This window comes from Vibrio sp. SCSIO 43155 (assembly GCF_023716605.1).
Lineage (GTDB): Bacteria > Pseudomonadota > Gammaproteobacteria > Enterobacterales > Vibrionaceae > Vibrio > Vibrio harveyi.
Genome location: NZ_CP071852.1, coordinates 1,162,658 through 1,180,840, shown reverse-complemented (window position 1 = coordinate 1,180,840; position 18,183 = coordinate 1,162,658). Strand labels below are relative to the sequence as shown.

The window sequence follows — 18,183 nt, the reverse complement described above, 5'->3', positions numbered from 1 at the left end:
TGATTGTAAGAAATAAAAAAACCAGCCACATTCGGCTGGTTTTTGAGATTTATATTAACAAACTACAGTCTAAGTAGACGGAATGACTATGCGTTGCCTTTAACTTGCATGTTTAACTGCTCGGCAAAATCTAGCATGCGGTTGAGCGGAATCAGTGACTTCACACGTAGTGCTTCATCAACAAAGATTTCGTGCTCTTCACCACCTTCACGCAGCGCTTGCTCAATTGCTTTAAGACCGTTCATCGCCATCCAAGGGCAGTGTGCACAGCTACGACATGTCGCGCCAGCCCCTGCTGTCGGTGCTTCAATCAGTTCTTTTTCAGGCACTAACTGTTGCATCTTAAAGAAGATACCTTTGTCTGTTGCGACGATCATTTGCTTTTGAGGCAGCTCTTTCGCTGCTTTGATTAGCTGACTTGTCGAGCCTACTGCATCAGCTAGCTCTACAACACTTGCAGGTGATTCTGGGTGCACTAGGATTGCCGCATCCGAGTATACGTTCTTCATCTTGCGTAGCGCATCTGCAGAAAACTCGTCGTGAACTACGCACTCACCTTGCCATAGCAACATGTCTGCACCAGTTTTGTTTGCAATGTAAGAACCTAAGTGGCGATCCGGCCCCCAGATGATTGGCTTATCTTCTGCGTCTAGATGCTCGACGATTTCAAGCGCGATACTAGAAGTCACAACCCAATCAGCACGTGCTTTTACTGCCGCAGATGTGTTTGCGTATACCACCACCGTGTGGTCAGGGTGAGCGTCACAGAACTCGCTAAACTTGTCCGCCGGGCAACCAAGATCCAGTGAACATTCTGCTTCTAGCGTTGGCATTAGAATGCGTTTTTCTGGTGTCAGGATCTTTGCAGATTCACCCATAAAGCGAACCCCACCAATGATCAGTGTACTTGCTGGATGGCGGTTACCAAATTTTGCCATTTCTAGCGAATCACCAACAAAACCGCCGGTCTCTTCAGCCAGAGCTTGGATTTCAGGATCAGTGTAATAGTGGGCGATAAGTACCGCGTCTTTTTCTTTAAGCAGCTTTTTGATTCGCTCGATGTAATCGGCTTTTTCTTGTTGGCTTAATGGGATTGGTTTTGGTGGGAATGGGTAAACTGTGTCGATTTTATCTAATATGTGGCTCATTGCTCTTGCTCTACGCAACTTCCTTTAATCCGAGTATTGTAACCTTGTTGATTTTCAAAAACCAACCCGTAACCGGAATTTATAGCAGTCTAGCCGTATATCTTTGTTGTGAGTGACAATTCTGATTGTTGCAGCGAAGCATTCATTACATCAATGATCGGCAAGCAAGCCGATCATGATTTTCTGCCGTGTTTATAGTGAGGATTTAGGCTAAATCATTTGTAACAAAATCTTGGAGCCTTTTGATTAATTATATGCGCGAGCCAATTTCCCCTTTCCTTTATATTGATAACTCTTGGTATCATGACTAATGAACATCGATTCACCAACTCGGAGCTGGATACTTTCTTTATCCGACCAAATAGTTACCTCACCCTCTATGCAAAAGAGGATTTCTGCACTTCTTAAATATTGGGGAGAGGCTTCTATATCGACTGATATAATGTCAAAGCTGAAATCATCAACTGGCACGGGATAAGTTATTCGATTCTCTTTGCACAGTGGTGTTATAAGTAAATTTTCCGAAGAAGTCGGAACAAAGCTTGTGTTATCAATCAGCTCTGGAATATCGACGTGTTTCGACGTTAAACCAGCTCTTAGTACATTGTCCGAATTTGCCATGATCTCCAACGCCGTCCCTCGGATATAGGCGTGTGGTACCTCAGCATGAAAAAACATCGCATCACCAGGTGCAAGCTCAATAAGATTAAGCATTAATGGCGCAAACAACCCAACATCATCGGGATAGTATTGTTTAAATGACCGACTGTAATGTATTGCTTGTCGACTAAGAGCCGTTATCTGAGTTGCTTCATGTGCGACATACAATTCACGCAGAGCTTGCTGCTTCTTATCTCCACTTAACGACAAAATAGCACTAAAGAATGCCTTAAGTCCTTCTGCGTTTTGGCAGCGTTCCAAATGTTTCAACTCTTTATCAAGCGCTGAAAGCTGTGCAGCCCTAAATAATGCGATGATCTGCTCAATGGGCCTGAAACCGTTCATCGCTTCATAAAAAGTGAGTGCGTATACCAACTCAGGTTTATGATTTGGGTCTTTGTAATTTCGAGTATCAGCAGCAATCGGAACGCCTAGCTCGTTCTCTCTTCTATAACCAGCTTGGGCCTTTGCATTGTTAGGGTGAACTTGAATAGAAAGCGGTGTCTCTGCGGCAAGAACTTTAAGTAAAAAAGGAAGTTCTCCAAACCGAGCACTGGTGTAATCACCTAGTATTGCGGTCCTATTTTCGCCGATAACGTGAGAGAGCAACTCTCCTGTATCTTTTATCTTAGAGCAACCACTCGGGTGTGCGCCCATCCACATTTCTGCTTGAGGCTCTACGTTGGGATTTGCGATTCCGAACATACGGTTAATAGAAGATAAACTCCCCCACTGATAGTTTTGAATAACAGTATCGAGCTTTGAAATCGACATAAACGACCTCACTTCATAAACACTTGGATTGTTTTGGCGTCATAACATCCGACTTAAGATCATCTGAAACTCGCCAAGTTCATTTTTAATAACGCTTACATCACGCCAATTGTCGACGATGTAATCCGCTTCAATGAGTGCATCCTTTTCACCATGACTAAACATACCGACAACCTTTGCTTTTGCTGTTTTTCCAGAATGAATACCCGCACTGGCATCTTCAAAACAAATACAGTTTTCAATGTTTAAGTCGAGCTCCTCGGCTCCTTTTAAATAAGGCTCTGGATCTGGCTTGCCTTTGCTAATACGCTCCGGCGTTATGAGTACGTTGGGCATCGGCAGCTTTCCGGCTTTGATGCGAGCACTGGCAACAGGAATGGTTCCTGATGTCACAATAGCCCAAGGCACCTCAAATTCGTTAAGTTGATGAAGCAACTCTTGAGCGCCAGTAATCACTTCAATGCCCGTCGTATCTCTAGCTTCAAACTCTTCTAACCAAATCACTTCATTTTGAATTTCTTGTCTAGATGCATTCGGCAAAAGTTCAGAGATAGAATCGATAGCAGGACGTCCATGAATACGAGACAGAACGTAATCAGGCTCCAAGCCTTTTTTGATCGCCCAAGTCGTCCAAGATCGGGTTACTGAGGGAATAGAATTCACTAGCGTACCATCTAGATCAAACAATAAACCCGCAAAAGGAATCGTGATCATTTATGTTCTCCAATAGTAATCAGCCCCACTGATTTGCAGGAAAAAGCGGGGCTGAATGTAATGATAAGCAGTGCTAGATCTTGCGACGTAACCCTTCTGCATTTGCCGCTTTCATCGCTGCAAACACCATATCTGGAGTGACAGCTCGAGGTTCGTTGTGAATAGTCTCCCCTTCTGCACATGCGGCTTCAGCTACTGCCAATAAATCTTCATCAGATACATTTTCTAAACCGATTTGAGACAGAGTCGTGGGCAAGCCTACTTTTTCGCAGAAGTCATAAACAGTTGCGATGGTCTGAGCCGATTTGTCAGTAAGGAATAGAGAAGAGAGCACACCAAATGCGACTTTTTCACCATGCAAGAACGCATGTGTTGGTTCCAATACTGTTAAGCCATTATGAATCGCATGAGAGGCAGCAAGACCACCACTTTCGAAACCTAATCCACTAAGCAACGTATTTGCTTCAACAACGCGTTCGAGCGCTGGAGTGACCACACCTTGTTCGTTCGATGTTTTAGCCATTACGCCGTATTCAAGCAAAGTGTCGTAACATAAATGCGCTAAGGCGTATGCAGATAAAGAACCGACGTGACCTGTCATATTCGAGGCAAAACTTTGCTGGCATGATTCTGCTTCAAACCATGTTGCTAGCGCATCACCGATCCCAGCGATGAGTAGTCGAACAGGTGCCTTGGCAATGATTTGTGTGTCGACCAAGACAAGATTCGGGTTTTGAGGAAGGATAAGGTAACGCTTAAACTCTCCTTCTTGAGTGTAAATAACGGATAGCGCACTGCATGGCGCATCGCTCGCCGCCAATGTCGGTACAATAGCCACAGGAACTCTCGCTTCATAGGATGTTGCTTTCGCGGTATCAATGGTTTTACCGCCACCTAAGCCAACCACAAACTCACCCTCAAAGCTTTTCAACATGGTTGTCAGACGTGTTATTTCTTCGTCACAGCATTCACCAGCAAACCGGACCACCTCAACTTCAACGGTCTCGAGATAAGGTTCAAACTCAGAAAGTAATGTGTCATAAACAAATGGGTCACAGATCATCAGACCTTTTTTGCCAAAGCGATTGAGTTCTGCTCCGAGTTGTTTTCGAGCATCTTTACCTTGAACATAACGACCTGGAAATATAGTTGTTGTTAGCATGGTAACTCCTAGATAACTGATTTAATTTTTGCTGTATTCGAGAGCACATCTCGACTTGGAATTACCTCAAAATAGCAAGCAAAACCTCTTCATCACATAGCATATTTGTTCGTCTAACTGGAGATTTGTCTTTAGAAAGTCAAATTGTGATGGCGATACAAATAACCACCTAAGTTATTAAAAATTAATGAGGTTATATAAAGCCACTTATTATTACCTCTTGTTATTTCAAAGCAGTATCGCTTCACAAATAGAGAAAATTGTATCTAGCAGCGACACACTTGAATGACATACACTGATGTTGTTATTTGCTCACTCGGTTACTCTTGATGCTCGACAAAAACTACCTGCTTGAATCTCTTCATCATTACAAAGACCTCAGTGGGGAAATCAGTAATGTGGTTTGCGCAGGCAACTTGCCTAAGCCACCTCAACTCGCCTTTCAAGTCCATTTTCCTCGTATTGAAATGGTGTTATTCGGTGAGCTAGAGATGGAGCTAGGGAGCCAAACCGGCGTAGAACAAAAAAGAGTATTCAAGCAAGGTGACGTGATTTACTTACCAGCAGAAAGTTGGAACCAACCAAGCTGGGGAAGCAAACCCGTTGTCACTATGACTGTGATGGCTGGTAAGCAAAGTTTTGGCTTAAGTTTGTTAAGTTGGGATGGTGAGAAGTTCGACTCCGCGATCAAAGAAACGGTTTTACGTCGGGGACCTCGTGTCGGCACGTTTATTCTTAATGCCCTAGAAGAATTGACTCGACAGATAGAGTCACAAGCAACAATGAAACTATTGGTTAGTTCGCTGTTTAGCCACATCGTGGATCTTATCGAACAACCACTTGAAACGCCTTCAAAAAGTCATGCGCTATTTGAATCGGTGAGAGATTACCTAGAACAACATTATCAAGAGCCTTTGACTCGTGAATCGGTTGCCGAGCACTTCTATGTGTCACCGAACTACCTTTCACAACTGTTCCAAAAGGAAGGACAGATTAAGTTCAATGAATATTTGAATCACATTCGCTTAGAGCGCGCTAAGTTTTTGTTGGTCGAATACGATATGAAGGTAAAAGAAGTCGCGCACCGTTGTGGCTTTAAAGACAGTAACTATTTTTGTCGTGTGTTTCGAGCGCAAACCGAGCGCTCGCCATCAGAGTATCGAGCGCAATACCTCAGCGCTCATGTTGAAGAAGATTAATGTTCAAAAACTAATTTCAGCACCTCGGGGCGCTTGACGAACTTTATCGATAGCGCTCATCACCTCTTCCGTACTACGTAGAAAATGAGCAATAGAACAACGCACAACTCGACTGTTTTCAAATCGTTCCGCGCCCTCAATGTTAATATCAGAAACGATCACTGCGACATCTGCACCATCAATCAGATCTTGCGTTAACTGATTTTCGCTACCCAAAGCGCCTTGGGTTTCTACTGTCACCTTGTGACCGAGCTTACGCCCTAATTTTTCGAGCGCTTCAGCTGCCATATAAGTATGCGCTACACCGCTAATACATGCGGTTACACCAACTATTTCCATAAGATAAAAACAAAAATGACCAAGCTTATAAGTGAGTTTAATCTCATTAAGCATGGTCATTATTAATCTTGGTCAGCTTTTGCGTTACAACCAAGTCTACAAACTATTAGAGCGTGTACTGGATCACATTAAAGAACATCAAGAACGTTAGTGCCCTCGCCGTAAACCGTTTCCCAATCTGAAACAAACCCCGATACACCCGAGTCAGTTAATGGATGCACAAGCAGTTGGTCAAAAACGTCCGGGGCAATCGTAACAGAATGAATGCCTGCCAGCGCCAATTGATGGACTTGTTGAACATTTTTAAATGAAGCACCAAGCACTTTCGCATCAAGGTGGTAGTTATCGATGATTTGCGCCATTTCCGCCGCGACAGCGACACCATCACCACAAATGTTATCTAAACGATTCACATAAGGAGCAAGGAATTCCGCTCCCGCTTTCGCTGCCATAAGCGCTTGTTGCGAAGTCAGGATCGCAGTGGCGGTTATGCGGTAGCCTTCTCCATGAATCAACTTCATTGCTTTAATACCTTGCGGCGTTACCGGCACTTTGATAATGATCTCTGGATCAATTGAACGCAGTGCTCTGGCTTCTTTCAGCATAGTTTCCGCATCTTTACCCATAACTTGCGCGTGTAACATACGCTCGTCACCAATTATCTCACGGATATCTAATAAGATTTCTTTCAGTGGGCGTTTTTCTTTCGCAATAATTGACGGATTGGTCGTTACACCTTCGATCGGATAAAGGTCTACTGCTTTTTTGATCGCAGCAATGTTTGCCGTATCTAGCATGAATATCATGGTACTACTCCTAATTTAACAGCGACCACTCAATTGTTTGGAGTACTCGCCTGAGTCTTTTTCTTGAAGAATAATGTCTATAAATCGTTTACATTCCCGCCCATTAGGCAGAAATGTAATGAAATTCTTGTAAGCATTTAGTGATTGCGGCTTTGCTCTCTGTAAACACGACTCCTTGCCCAGCCAACTTATTGGTGTTGAGTCTGACATCTCGAGTTTTGGGCGCGTCATTCGCTTGAAGTAGATGATCGAGGCGACTTTGTTGCCCCAACTCGGTCAAAATATGCTCAGCAATCTCATAACGACTTGCCGGGTTATTTGCCCCCGTATGGTAAGTGCCATATGGAATGGTGAAGATTTTTGGAAACTGCTCTATAAGTTCATGAACATAAGTTAATCCACGGAACTCATTTCTGCGCTCTTGCATCACTTCACCGTTTGTTAAAGCTTGCATGGCATTCCAAACCACATTTGGATTAATGGTGGTATTTCGCTCAGGTAACCCAAATAGCCAGGTAAAACGCAAAATCCACATGTCTTCCAAAATAGAACGCAACTCACCTTCTGCTTCTAGCTTATTTTGACCATATACAGTGTCTGGTACTGGCGTATCTTGCTCACTATATGGTCCTGCTTCGATATTCCCATTGAAGACTTGTTCAGTAGAGATGAACACGAGTTTTGAACCATTTGCTTTACATGCGTTCGCTACATTAATTGCCCCTTGAACATTCACCTTGTGCGCAATGTCTGGGTGTTGGTTACAAAAATCCGTGACTGCAATTGCCGCAGCGTGAATCACGAAATCAGGTTTAAATTCAGCGAATGTTGTATCGACCGCACTCTTATTGGTGATATCAAGTTGCTCAACGTCTAACCCCAAAATATCGAACTCATTGCGATAACGGTTGATAAAGCGCGTCCCAAAGAAGCCTCTCGCACCAGTGATCAGTATTTTCTTTTTCATATTAGCCTCCAATGACTACTTGGTATCCACTAGCCTGTATATGGCTGCGGATGGCTTCCACTTCAGATTGAGTAGGAACGGGAATGTCTTTCATTAGATAATCCATCCCTAAAATCTCATATTTGTTTGCGCCGTATTGATGGAACGGCAACAGATGAATTTCTCTGATATTGAAAGGTTTTAAAAAGCGCAAAACACTTTCAATATTGATTAAGTTCAAGGTATAACCGGGGATAAGTGGTAAACGTGGAATTACGTTACATTCCTGCTCAACCAACATCTTGAAGTTTCCAAGTACTTTCTCCATGTTGAGCCCAATCACGCTTTTAGCTTTTTGTGCATCCATGATTTTAAAATCGAACAACACTTCATCACACAACTCTCCAATACGACTCAATTGCGTGCTATTACCATGACCAGAAGTTTCAACAGCGGTGCGATAACCAAGTTGCTTTAGTTTGGTCAGAAGCTCGATGGCAAAATGCGCTTGGGTAAGGATTTCTCCACCAGAAAGCGTGATACCGCCATTTGAGGTATCAAAAAACACATCATCTTTTGCAACTTGTGCTATCACTTCATCCAAAGTCATGTCCGTGCCCACTTGCTCGTACGCTCCACTTGGGCACTCTTCAACATCCATTTCACATTCATCACACTCAAGGCATAGTGCTTTACGACGCATATAAGTGATTTTGTGTGAACGTGACTCTGGGTTGGCACACCACGGACAACTCAAAGGACAACCTTTGAAGAACACCACAGTCCTAATCCCTGTCCCGTCATGGAGTGAGTAGCGCTGAATATTGAATATCCGCGCGCTACTTTTGCTTCCATTAGCTTGATCACAGCTCATGGGCAGTTCTTCGAATGATGTCATCTTGAATTTCTTTCGATAACTCGACAAAGAAAGCGCTGTAGCCAGCTACTCGAACGACCAACCCTGAGTAGTCCTCTGGCTTTTCTTGCGCTTTTTTCAGTGTTTCAGCGTTCAACACATTAAATTGAATATGTTGTAACTTGAGCTTCATAAATGCGCGGATGAAATCGGACAGTTTGCTTAAACCTTGATCCCCCTCTAACGTTGCAGGTGTGAATTTCACGTTGAGAAGACTGCCATTGGACAGCAAGTAGTTATCTAATTTACTCACTGATTTTAGAACGGCTGTCGGACCTAATTGATCTTTTCCTAACATTGGTGACAAACCACCATCAGCAAGCTGTTCTCCTGACAAACGTCCATCAGCAGTAGCGCCCACAACAGCACCGAGCGGCACGTGAGCAGATACGGTGTAGGAGCCCGGGGTGAACTTTCCGCCTCTAGGGTTATCGTATTTCTCTACCTCTTTACAGAATAAACGCAATAACTCAGAGCCCAGAGCGTCCACCTCATCAATGTCGTTGCCGTACTTTTCGTACTTATTCATCAAACGAGCGCGGACTTTTTCACCGTTTGGCACCTCAAAGTTGCTATCTAATGTGGCGATAAATTCTTTGAACGTGCAGCGTTTTTCTTCGAATACATAACGCTTAAGTGCATGGAGAGAATCAGACAGATTAGCGATACCAATTCCTTGAACACCAGAAAAGTTGTAACGCCCTCCACCGTATGTGATGTCTTTACCATTCTCGATACAATCGCTGATAAATGATGAAAGAAGCGGCACTGGAGCCCAATCACGGTGACCAACATCGCAGATGTTAGAGCCTTCAATCATCAACTTGACGTAGTGCTTAATGTCTTGATGAATATCACTCATCAAGCTGTCAAAGGTAATATCTGGGTTGTTTGCATGACGTTGCATCGCGAGTTCCATGACCTTCAGGAGGTTAAACATAGCGATGTCGTGCAAGCCATAAGTCTTGCCTGGGATCGACAGCTCCACACAACCAACCACCGAATAATCACGTGCATCCTCTAGCGACACACCACGATTTAGGAAGGCAGGCACGACCACTTCGTCATTAAAGATTTGAGGAATCCCCGTCCCCAAACGAATCGTTTCTGCGGTTTTCATTAAGAAGCCACGATCCATGAACTCGTTTACGCGCACACCCAAGTTAGGTTGAGGCAGCTGCACACTTTGGTAGGCATCCAAACATAATGTGGATAGTGCATTCACAGCGCTGCGCCCTACTTCGCTCAAACCTCCTAATAGAATCGTGTAACCCGTAGGGAAACCCGCAAAAAACTTGGCGCTACCTGAAGAACGTAACAGAACAATATCATTGGTCTTGATCCACAAACTTTCCAACAACTCACGAAGATAATCCGGAGACTCACCTCGTGCTAACGATTGCTCGTAAAATGGCAACATATATTGATCAAAGCGACCCAGCGATAAAGAACTCGCATTCGATTCGTATTGCAGAATAATGTTCATGTACCAGAACAATTGGCATGCTTCATAAAAACCATCTGGAGCTTCTGTTGCAATTTTGCGAGAAATAGCCGCAATCTGAATCAGCTCTTGCTTACGCTGTTCGTTATCAGTGGCTTGCGACATGTTCTCGGCTAATTCGGCATAACGATGAATATGACGAATCGACGCTTCCAACAAGATCACAACTGACTTGAAGAATTCGTTCTCTGGCTGGCTAAAACTCAAGCTTTGCAGCTCATCGAGAAGCGCACCTAAACCGTTATCTAGCAGACGATCAAAGTCGATAATAATGTGACCTTGACCTTTGTCTGTTTGGTTAACACTAAAGATCTTTTGACCAACAGCAGATTTTACCTCTAGCGGAATTTGAGCATTGATGAAGTCTTTCATCGACCGTTCAGCCCAGTAAGGTAGTAATTGCTCACGGTAGGTTGTTTTGTCTTGCTCAGAAACAAAGAATTTATCTTGAGGGCGAGATTCGAAAATATCTAACTCTTTCTCAATCCAATAAGGGTCCATTTCAGGAGAAGCAATACCCGCTCTTGGTTGTACCGTTCGATTACCAGCAATTAGCTCATCTTCACGAATAGAGATTTCAACATTGTCCATCACATAGGCAGTTGCTTTTGCACGACGAATTAATGTCGGTTCTCCTTCTGTTTGCTTATGACTTTCTGTGTACAACAGTGCACGTTCCAATGAGATTTCGCGTTTTGCGGCAAACAGTGCGGACTTAAGACGTTCTATGCGTGGGGTACTCATATATAGACTCCTGAGAATACCTAGTTGTTGAGCGATTTAATGGTTTTGTATAGCTAAGAAACCCTAACGAGAGTCACTTAGCTATACAGAGCAGAGAGACCAAAATTTCTCTGCTCTGTAATTTAGTGGGAGGCTAAGCTGCTACTGATTCAAGATGCTTTTCAATCTTATCCATCACGGCAGATGCACGTTTTACAGCATCACTGACACCGATGCGTACGATGGTTTTGCCTGTAAAGCGCTCAGCATTCTTGATATCGATATCTTTGGTAAGAATGACGACATCCGCGGTTTTGATCGTGCTTTCATCTAACTCGTTTTCGATACCAATTGAACCTTGTGTTTCCACTTGGCAAGACCAACCTTTGGCTTTTGCTGCTGCTTCGATGGCCTCAGCAGCCATGTATGTATGTGCAACACCTGAAGGGCATGCTGTTACTGCTATAATAGAAGTCATAATTTTGTTTCCTGTATTGTTTTGGAGAATTCTTAATTTTTCGTTGTTTTGTATTTACCTTGGCGGCTATTCAGCTCACCAAGCTATAAGTCTGTTCTGCGGATCAACCGATCTCGATATCAAGGTCTAAATCATCGGACTCTTCTTCTTTTTCTTGCGTGACAGAGCGACGTGCTTTCAAGAAGTTGACTAACAAAGCAGTAGCCAATGAGCCAACAGCAAGTGCGATAATGAAACTAAAGCGACCTTCAACCACAGGAAGTACAATCAAGCCGCCCCAAGCTGCATAACTTTTCACACCAAGCACCGCTGCTGTTGCAGAACCAATTGCTGTGCCAATCATGATGGACGGCAGCACACGCAATGGATCAGCAGCTGCGAAAGGAATAGCCCCCTCCGTAATACCCATCGTGCCCATTAGAATCGAAGCTCGTCCTGCTTCTTGCTCACTGTAGTCGTAAAGCTTTTTATTGAGGAATGTTGCTAGACCCATACCGATAGAAGGCACTGCCACAGCAACGGAGGAGATACCAGCTACGTTATAGATACCTTCACCAACACACATAATGACGAACGCATACGCAACTTTGTTGACAGGACCACCCATATCAAAGGCGATCATAAGACCCATGATGACAGCGAGAAGAACGATGCTCTCGTTTTGCATGCCTTTAAGAAAATCCGTCAGAGCTGCAGTCGCTGCACCGATTGGCTCACCAATCCCCCAAACAATGGCACCGGCGGTGATGAAAGTACCAATGATTGGAATCACGAAGATCGGCATTACAGAGCGAGCGTAAGATGGAACTTTGATCTTCTTCAGGTAGAACACCACGATACCACCTAACAGACCGGCAAAAATTGCCCCAAAAAAGCCCGTGTTATACATATTTGCGCCGATGAACGCCGCTATCGCAGAGGGTGCTAAGGCAGAGCGATCAGCGATTGAGTAACCAATGTAAGCAGCTAGAATCGGCACCATCAATTGGAAACCAGCAACACCAATGAAAAACAGATCGTGTAACCATGTGCCCTCTTCTGGAACGGCACCTTCTCCGTAAAGCATGACCGACATTGCGAGCAAAATACCGCCAGCAACCACAAATGGGATCATGTGAGAGACACCAGTCATCAAGTGTTGGCGAGTGTCCTTAAGTATTGAGATTAAGTCTTTCATAGACTTCTCCTTGGATAAGTTTTTTTAAACTGTTTCACGTAAAGGGTTAAAACTTCAGCCGGCCGTGCTTTGGTATCTAATATAGTGAGCAATAGTACTATTCAGTTAGAGGACAAAAGTTCTATTTACTGGATTTTTGTTCGATTAAAAAGAAAAGTTGATCTGTCTCTCGAAAAATATCCAGAATGAAACAAGAATAATTAAAAACTTAAAATACAAATACTTATGTTACACCGAAAATAAAAACCAAACCTAGACCATGTTTAAAGTCACATTTTTAACTATAAATTTGAGATGTATCACAGTTAATTTTCAACCTAACAAAAATCCAGTTTTTCGTAGTTTTGTCCCATAGTTTGTACTGTCTACTTTGATATTGTGAATGCATAACGAAAGGCAGTGAGCATTGCCAAAGTAAAAGGACAATATGAAATGAAATCTTTCTCTTTCTCTTGCGAACTTCCAAATGGAGTTCACGCTCGCCCTGCGAGTCATGTTGAAGCGGTTTGTAATAGCTTTGATTCTTCTATTACATGGCAAAACCAACGTACAGGAATGAGTGGAAATGCGAAAAGCGTCCTCTCTCTAATTAGTACCGATACGCTGTTAGGTGATGAGTGCTTAATTACTATCGAAGGTCAAGATGAAGACAGTGCATTGACGCAACTAAAACAGTTTATTACTAACGAGTTTCCTCATTGCGACGCCCCACTTGCCACAACCACTCACGAAGATGAAAACCTTGCTCCTCTCCCAAGGAACTTTTCGAATTTAAATGTGACTCATATTCGAGGTCGCAGTGTCAGCGAAGGTTTTGGTCAAGGCGTATTAACAGCAATGGGAGCGATTAACTTTGATGCACTCACTGATTTACCACCAGCAAAACCTCTTAATGAAGAGCGTTCACAACTCAATTCGGGCTTGGAGGCTGTTGCTAAATCTCTGACGATTCAGTTGAACTCTTCTGAACACACTGAAGGCGAAGTGCTCAAAGCACACCTATCAATCGCTAAAGATGAAGAGTTTAGACAAACCATCGCGAGCAACCTGGTTGAAGGACGAAGCAGTGCAGACGCGATTATTGCCACTGCTAAACACTTTGGTGAAGTTATGAAGAACTCATCGAGTGCTTATATGCGTGAACGTGAATTAGATATTCGTGATGTGTGCTACCAGCTACTGCAAAGCATTTATGGTGATGAACGTTTTGGCAGTCAAAACAAGCTCACACAGCCTACTGTTTGCTTAGCTGACGATCTTACCCCTAGTCAGTTTCTTGAGTTAGATAAGTCTCTCTTGAAAGGTTTAATCCTCTCTCATGGTGGCAGTACTTCACACACCGTAATTTTGGCGCGATCTTTCGCAATTCCGACGATTGTGGGGGTTGAAGGTTCTCGCCTAACTGATCTTCTAGACGAGGAAGTGATTGTTGACGGCACTCTCGGAATTGTGGTGACAGAGATAGCCGAATCTGTGGAACGTTACTATGTTCAAGAAAGTAAAGTGAAAGAAATTGTCTCTAGCCGACAAGCACAATTTCGTGATGTAGCAGCACAAACATTCGACGGGAAAGTTCTTGAAGTTGCAGCCAATATTGCTCACTCAGTAGAAGCGAAAGCCGCCTTCGCAAACGGCGCAGAAGCCGTCGGTTTGTTCCGCACAGAAATGCTTTATATGGATCGAACCAGCGCGCCAGATGAAGATGAGTTGTACAACATTTTCTGTCAAGCGTGTGACGCTGCAAATGGAAAATCCATCATCGTTCGAACTATTGATATCGGTGGTGATAAGCCTGTTGATTACTTGAATATTCCAGCAGAAAACAATCCATTCCTAGGCTACCGTGCGGTACGGATCTACCCCGAGTTTATTGAGATGTTCAAAACTCAATTGCGCGCCATCTTACGAGCTTCTGCTCATGGAAACCTCAAAATTATGATCCCTATGATTTCCTCTTTAGAAGAAATATTGTGGGTAAAAGACATTCTCGCTGAAGTGCGCCAAGAGCTACGTAAAGAAGCCCTTCCTTTTGCTGAAAAAGTTCCGTTAGGCATCATGTTAGAAGTTCCATCTGTCGCTTTCATCATTGATCAATGCTGCGAGGAAATAGACTTTTTCTCAATTGGATCCAACGACTTAACTCAATACCTAATGGCAGTGGATCGCGATAACGCTAAAGTGGCGGCTAGTTACAACAGCCTCAACCCTGCTTTTTTGCGCACTCTGGATCATGTGGTTCGCGAAGTTCATCGACACGGCAAATGGATTGGGCTATGTGGCGAACTTGGTGCCAAAGGCTCGGTACTCCCTCTACTTGTTGGTTTAGGTCTCGACGAAATAAGCATGAGCTCACCAAGTATTGCCGCAACCAAAGAGCGCATTGCGAAACTTGATAGCCGCGAATGTCGTCAACTGCTCAACAAAGCGATGCAATGTCGAACGATCCAAGAGGTTGAGCATGTGCTTGCTCAGTTCCGTATGACTCAGTCTGAAGCGCCAATGGTTTCTGCAGACTGTATTAGCCTGGATAGAGATCTACGAAACAAAGAGGAAGTGATCAAAACACTGTCAGACAATTTGTTCTTAACCGGTCGCTGCCGATACCCAAATAAACTGGCGGATGACTTATGGGCTCGAGAAGATGTCTTTTCTACTGGACTTGGCTTTGGCTTTGCGATTCCGCACACCAAGAGTGAACATATCGAGCAATCTGCGATCAGCGTATGCCGACTTGCAAAATCGATTGAATGGGGGGATGAAGAAGCACAATTTGTCATTATGCTCACTCTCAACAAACATGCTGCAGGCGATCAGCATATGAAGATTTTTTCCAAACTCGCGAGAAAGATAATGCACGCTGATTTCCGAGAGCAGCTCATGACAGCAGAAACCTCATATCAGATTGAGGCTTTGCTAAAACAAGAACTTGAACTGAACTAAGCCTTCCCCCATTTTGCATTTTGGCAGTATCAACTTCTCCGGTGGTGCTGCCTTTTTAGGATTGCCCATGACTCCAATTAAAACCGCCATTGTTGGTTTTGGCATTTCAGGTCAATGTTTCCAAGCTCCTATCATCAATTTCTGTAAAGACTTAGATCTTGCTGCCGTTGTCTCAAGTAATGCACAAAAAGTTCATACTCAACTAACAGATGTAAAAGTTTATTCTGAGATTAACGAAATGCTTGCTGACGAAAGTATCGAGTTAGTCATTATCTCAACACCCAATAACCTTCATGTTCCTCAAGCCAAGCTTGCATTATCGGCGGGAAAACATGTAGTTATCGAGAAGCCTTTCTGCGTTTCAGTCCAAGAAGGCAAAGAACTAATCGCACTTGCTAAACAATCAGATCAACGAGTATCAGTCTACCAAAGCCGACGTTACGATGGGGATTTCAAGACTATTCAAGCACTCATTGAGCAAGGAAAACTTCCAGGCATTCATACCTTTTACTCAAGCTACAATCGCTTTCGTCCTGAAGTCAAAGACCGTTGGCGCGAACAAGCTTTACCTGGCTCCGGCATTCTCTACGACCTAGGAGCTCACCTCATTGATCAAGCATTGTGCCTATTTGGCAAACCGGAAAGCGTCACTGCAGTATTGAGAAATCAACGGTCAGGTTCCCAAGCTGTTGACCATTTCCATTTGATTCTCAATTACCCCACGCACGAGGTCATTTTGCATGGAAACTGTTTAAGTACAACCGAAGGACCAAGGTTCCAAATCTTTGCTAAAGATACGAGCCTGATTAAATATGGGATGGACACCCAAGAAGACTTTTTGCGGAATAAACAAGGTCCAGAAACATGTGGTTGGGGTAAAGATCGACCAGAGTACTTCGCCACTATCACCAGTCATCAAGGGCAGGTTTCCACAATAGAGACTCAGATAGGTGGCTATGAAGCTTTCTATCAACAACTTGCGAAGTCGATTCGAAAAGGTGACGATTTACCTGTATCACTAGAGCAAGCACTAGACGTAATTCGTATCATAGAAGCAGCTTACTCAAGCTCACAACAGCAACGGACAATCAAACTTACTGAGGTGTAGCATGATCACAGACTTAGACTTACTACTCGCACAAGAAGACAGGCTTCAGTTCACCGAGTTCAACCCAAATATCGCATGGCAGCTAGGCAATCTAATTAAACAAAATGCAGAAAATAAAGGGGCAAGCGTTGCGATTGATATCACCTTGAACGGACATTGCCTATTTTCATATGCGATGCCTGGTACCTCTATCGACAACCAAGAATGGATAGCTCGAAAGCGTAATGTTGTGGTCAGATACCAACACAGCTCTTGGTATATGGGTCAGTACTTTAAAACTAAGGGGAAAAGCATAGAAGAAGCTTCTCTTGTGGATCCAAAACAATTTGCGCCGTTCGGAGGAAGCTTTCCTCTCTCTATAAGAAACGTCGGTGTTGTTGGTAGTATTTCCGTATCCGGGTTACCGCAGTACGAAGACCATTTGTTGGTGATAGAAACTCTTGAATCCTTCTTAGGCTAAATGACTTTCTTAACAGAAAACCATCAAGAGTTTTATTATTCTTCTCCTTCTCAGCATGAAATGTTTAATACGTTAGGAAATCAATATGCATAAGCAGCACTCCACGGAAGATATTTGCCAATTAGGACGCGGCGTTATTGAACAAGAGCTAGACCAAGCTCGGTTGCTACTCGACTCTCTGACCACTTCATTCGCAGAGGCTTGCAAAGCTATTCTCAATTGCGAAGGTAAGGTCATCATTACGGGCATCGGTAAGTCTGGTCATATCGGCAAAAAAATCGCAGCGACCTTTGCTTCAACGGGCTCACCGGCTTTCTTTGTTCACCCAGCAGAAGCACTACACGGTGACCTAGGGATGGCTCGCCAAGGCGACGTAGTTATTCTGATTTCTAACTCCGGTGAAGCCAATGAATTTAAAATGATGGTACCGCTTCTAAAGCGCCAAAAAATTACCACTATTGGCGTCACCGCAAATCTCAATAGTTTTTTAGCGAAAGAATGCGATATCACCTTAGACATCGCCGCTAAGAAGGAAGCATGCCCTCTTGGTCTAGCACCTACCGCAAGCGCCACCAACACCTTGTTATTGGGCGACGCTATCGGCATTACAGTGATGACGATGCGAGAATTTGATCAGAATGACTTTGCACTATCTCACCCTGCGGGATCACTTGGTAGCAGGCTATTAACCAATGTAGGACAACTGTTAGACGACCAACACAAAAGCGCACATTGCTCACCCAATGCGACATTACAAGACGCAGTAAGTGTAATGTGCCAAACAGGTTATGGGTTAATTGCAATAGCTGAACAAGGGAATTTAAGAGGAGTCTTCACGGATGGTGATTTGCGACGAGCGTTCGCAAAAGGTGTAACACCAAGTACTGCTATTAAGAGTTTGGTGAAACCGGGAGCAATCACGGTCCAGCATTCCAGCCTTTGCGTTGACGCCTTGGCGTTGATGAGTGAAAACGCCATTACTGCTCTCCCCGTATTAACCGAAGACGGAGTATTTGTAGGAGTAATTAACCAGCATACGATCCAAAAGGCAGGGATCTATTAGTAAATCCAAGCTTTGACGGGATTTTACTAGTACCAGAAATAGAAAAGGGAGCCTGAGCTCCCTTTT

Annotated in this window: 16 protein-coding genes; 5 read left to right on the top strand and 11 right to left on the bottom strand. The window is 43.8% G+C overall.

Annotated features, from left to right (window positions below; genetic code table 11):
- Nucleotides 1–86: 86 nt before the first annotated feature.
- The 4 genes from nadA to J4N44_RS05420 all read right to left on the bottom strand — a co-directional run bounded on the left by nadA (nt 87) and on the right by J4N44_RS05420 (nt 4,458).
- Nucleotides 87–1,148 carry a quinolinate synthase NadA gene (nadA, locus tag J4N44_RS05435; RefSeq protein ID WP_005450292.1) on the bottom strand — a complete coding sequence of 354 codons (1,062 nt, stop codon included), beginning with the start codon at nt 1,146–1,148 and terminating at the stop codon, nt 87–89.
- 246 nt (nt 1,149–1,394) lie between these two features.
- Nucleotides 1,395–2,582, bottom strand: coding sequence for a mannose-6-phosphate isomerase, class I (manA, locus tag J4N44_RS05430; protein ID WP_252044925.1), 1,188 nt, complete (start codon nt 2,580–2,582; stop codon nt 1,395–1,397).
- A gap of 39 nt (nt 2,583–2,621) precedes the next feature.
- Entirely contained in the window at nt 2,622–3,296 is a 675-nt protein-coding gene (locus tag J4N44_RS05425; RefSeq protein WP_252044924.1) for an HAD-IA family hydrolase, read from the bottom strand.
- Between the two features lie 73 nt (nt 3,297–3,369).
- Complete coding sequence (locus J4N44_RS05420) at nt 3,370–4,458, bottom strand: glycerol dehydrogenase (RefSeq protein WP_038898151.1); 1,089 nt, start codon at nt 4,456–4,458, stop codon at nt 3,370–3,372.
- Nucleotides 4,459–4,787: 329 nt separating this feature from the next.
- Between J4N44_RS05420 and J4N44_RS05415 the strand changes: the two genes are divergently transcribed.
- On the top strand, nt 4,788–5,657 hold the full coding sequence (locus J4N44_RS05415; RefSeq protein ID WP_017819053.1) for an AraC family transcriptional regulator: 870 nt from the start codon (nt 4,788–4,790) through the stop codon (nt 5,655–5,657).
- 3 nt (nt 5,658–5,660) lie between these two features.
- On the opposite strand, the gene J4N44_RS05410 is transcribed toward J4N44_RS05415, so the two are convergent.
- The 7 genes from J4N44_RS05410 to J4N44_RS05380 all read right to left on the bottom strand — a co-directional run bounded on the left by J4N44_RS05410 (nt 5,661) and on the right by J4N44_RS05380 (nt 12,546).
- Nucleotides 5,661–5,996 carry a PTS fructose transporter subunit IIB gene (locus J4N44_RS05410; RefSeq protein WP_026138354.1) on the bottom strand — a complete coding sequence of 112 codons (336 nt, stop codon included), beginning with the start codon at nt 5,994–5,996 and terminating at the stop codon, nt 5,661–5,663.
- A 128-nt stretch (nt 5,997–6,124) separates the two neighbouring features.
- Nucleotides 6,125–6,802 carry a fructose-6-phosphate aldolase gene (locus J4N44_RS05405; RefSeq protein WP_114321290.1) on the bottom strand — a complete coding sequence of 226 codons (678 nt, stop codon included), beginning with the start codon at nt 6,800–6,802 and terminating at the stop codon, nt 6,125–6,127.
- Nucleotides 6,803–6,905: 103 nt separating this feature from the next.
- Nucleotides 6,906–7,769 (bottom strand): SDR family oxidoreductase, encoded by an 864-nt coding sequence (locus J4N44_RS05400; RefSeq protein ID WP_114321291.1) that lies wholly within the window; start codon nt 7,767–7,769, stop codon nt 6,906–6,908.
- A gap of 1 nt (nt 7,770) precedes the next feature.
- Complete coding sequence (locus J4N44_RS05395) at nt 7,771–8,622, bottom strand: [formate-C-acetyltransferase]-activating enzyme (RefSeq protein ID WP_503064194.1); 852 nt, start codon at nt 8,620–8,622, stop codon at nt 7,771–7,773.
- Nucleotides 8,612–10,912: a formate C-acetyltransferase gene (locus tag J4N44_RS05390; protein ID WP_053049292.1), complete on the bottom strand. Its 2,301-nt coding sequence runs from the start codon at nt 10,910–10,912 to the stop codon at nt 8,612–8,614. Before J4N44_RS05390 ends, J4N44_RS05395 begins: the two co-directional genes overlap by 11 nt.
- Before the next feature lie 133 nt (nt 10,913–11,045).
- The gene (locus J4N44_RS05385) at nt 11,046–11,369 is read right to left on the bottom strand and encodes a PTS fructose-like transporter subunit IIB (RefSeq protein WP_114321293.1); all 324 of its coding nucleotides are present in this window, start codon (nt 11,367–11,369) and stop codon (nt 11,046–11,048) included.
- A 103-nt stretch (nt 11,370–11,472) separates the two neighbouring features.
- Nucleotides 11,473–12,546 carry a PTS fructose transporter subunit EIIC gene (locus tag J4N44_RS05380; protein ID WP_114321294.1) on the bottom strand — a complete coding sequence of 358 codons (1,074 nt, stop codon included), beginning with the start codon at nt 12,544–12,546 and terminating at the stop codon, nt 11,473–11,475.
- 432 nt (nt 12,547–12,978) lie between these two features.
- Between J4N44_RS05380 and ptsP the strand changes: the two genes are divergently transcribed.
- The 4 genes from ptsP (at nt 12,979) to J4N44_RS05360 (ending at nt 18,117) form a co-directional block, all read left to right on the top strand.
- A complete protein-coding gene (gene ptsP, locus J4N44_RS05375; RefSeq protein ID WP_252044922.1) occupies nt 12,979–15,486 on the top strand; it encodes a phosphoenolpyruvate--protein phosphotransferase in 2,508 nt (835 codons plus the stop codon).
- Nucleotides 15,487–15,553: 67 nt separating this feature from the next.
- Nucleotides 15,554–16,594 (top strand): oxidoreductase, encoded by a 1,041-nt coding sequence (locus J4N44_RS05370; protein WP_074050268.1) that lies wholly within the window; start codon nt 15,554–15,556, stop codon nt 16,592–16,594.
- 1 nt (nt 16,595) lies between these two features.
- Complete coding sequence (locus J4N44_RS05365; protein WP_017819045.1) at nt 16,596–17,054, top strand: heme-degrading domain-containing protein; 459 nt, start codon at nt 16,596–16,598, stop codon at nt 17,052–17,054.
- 85 nt (nt 17,055–17,139) lie between these two features.
- On the top strand, nt 17,140–18,117 hold the full coding sequence (locus J4N44_RS05360) for a KpsF/GutQ family sugar-phosphate isomerase (RefSeq protein ID WP_017819044.1): 978 nt from the start codon (nt 17,140–17,142) through the stop codon (nt 18,115–18,117).
- Nucleotides 18,118–18,183 lie beyond the last annotated feature (66 nt).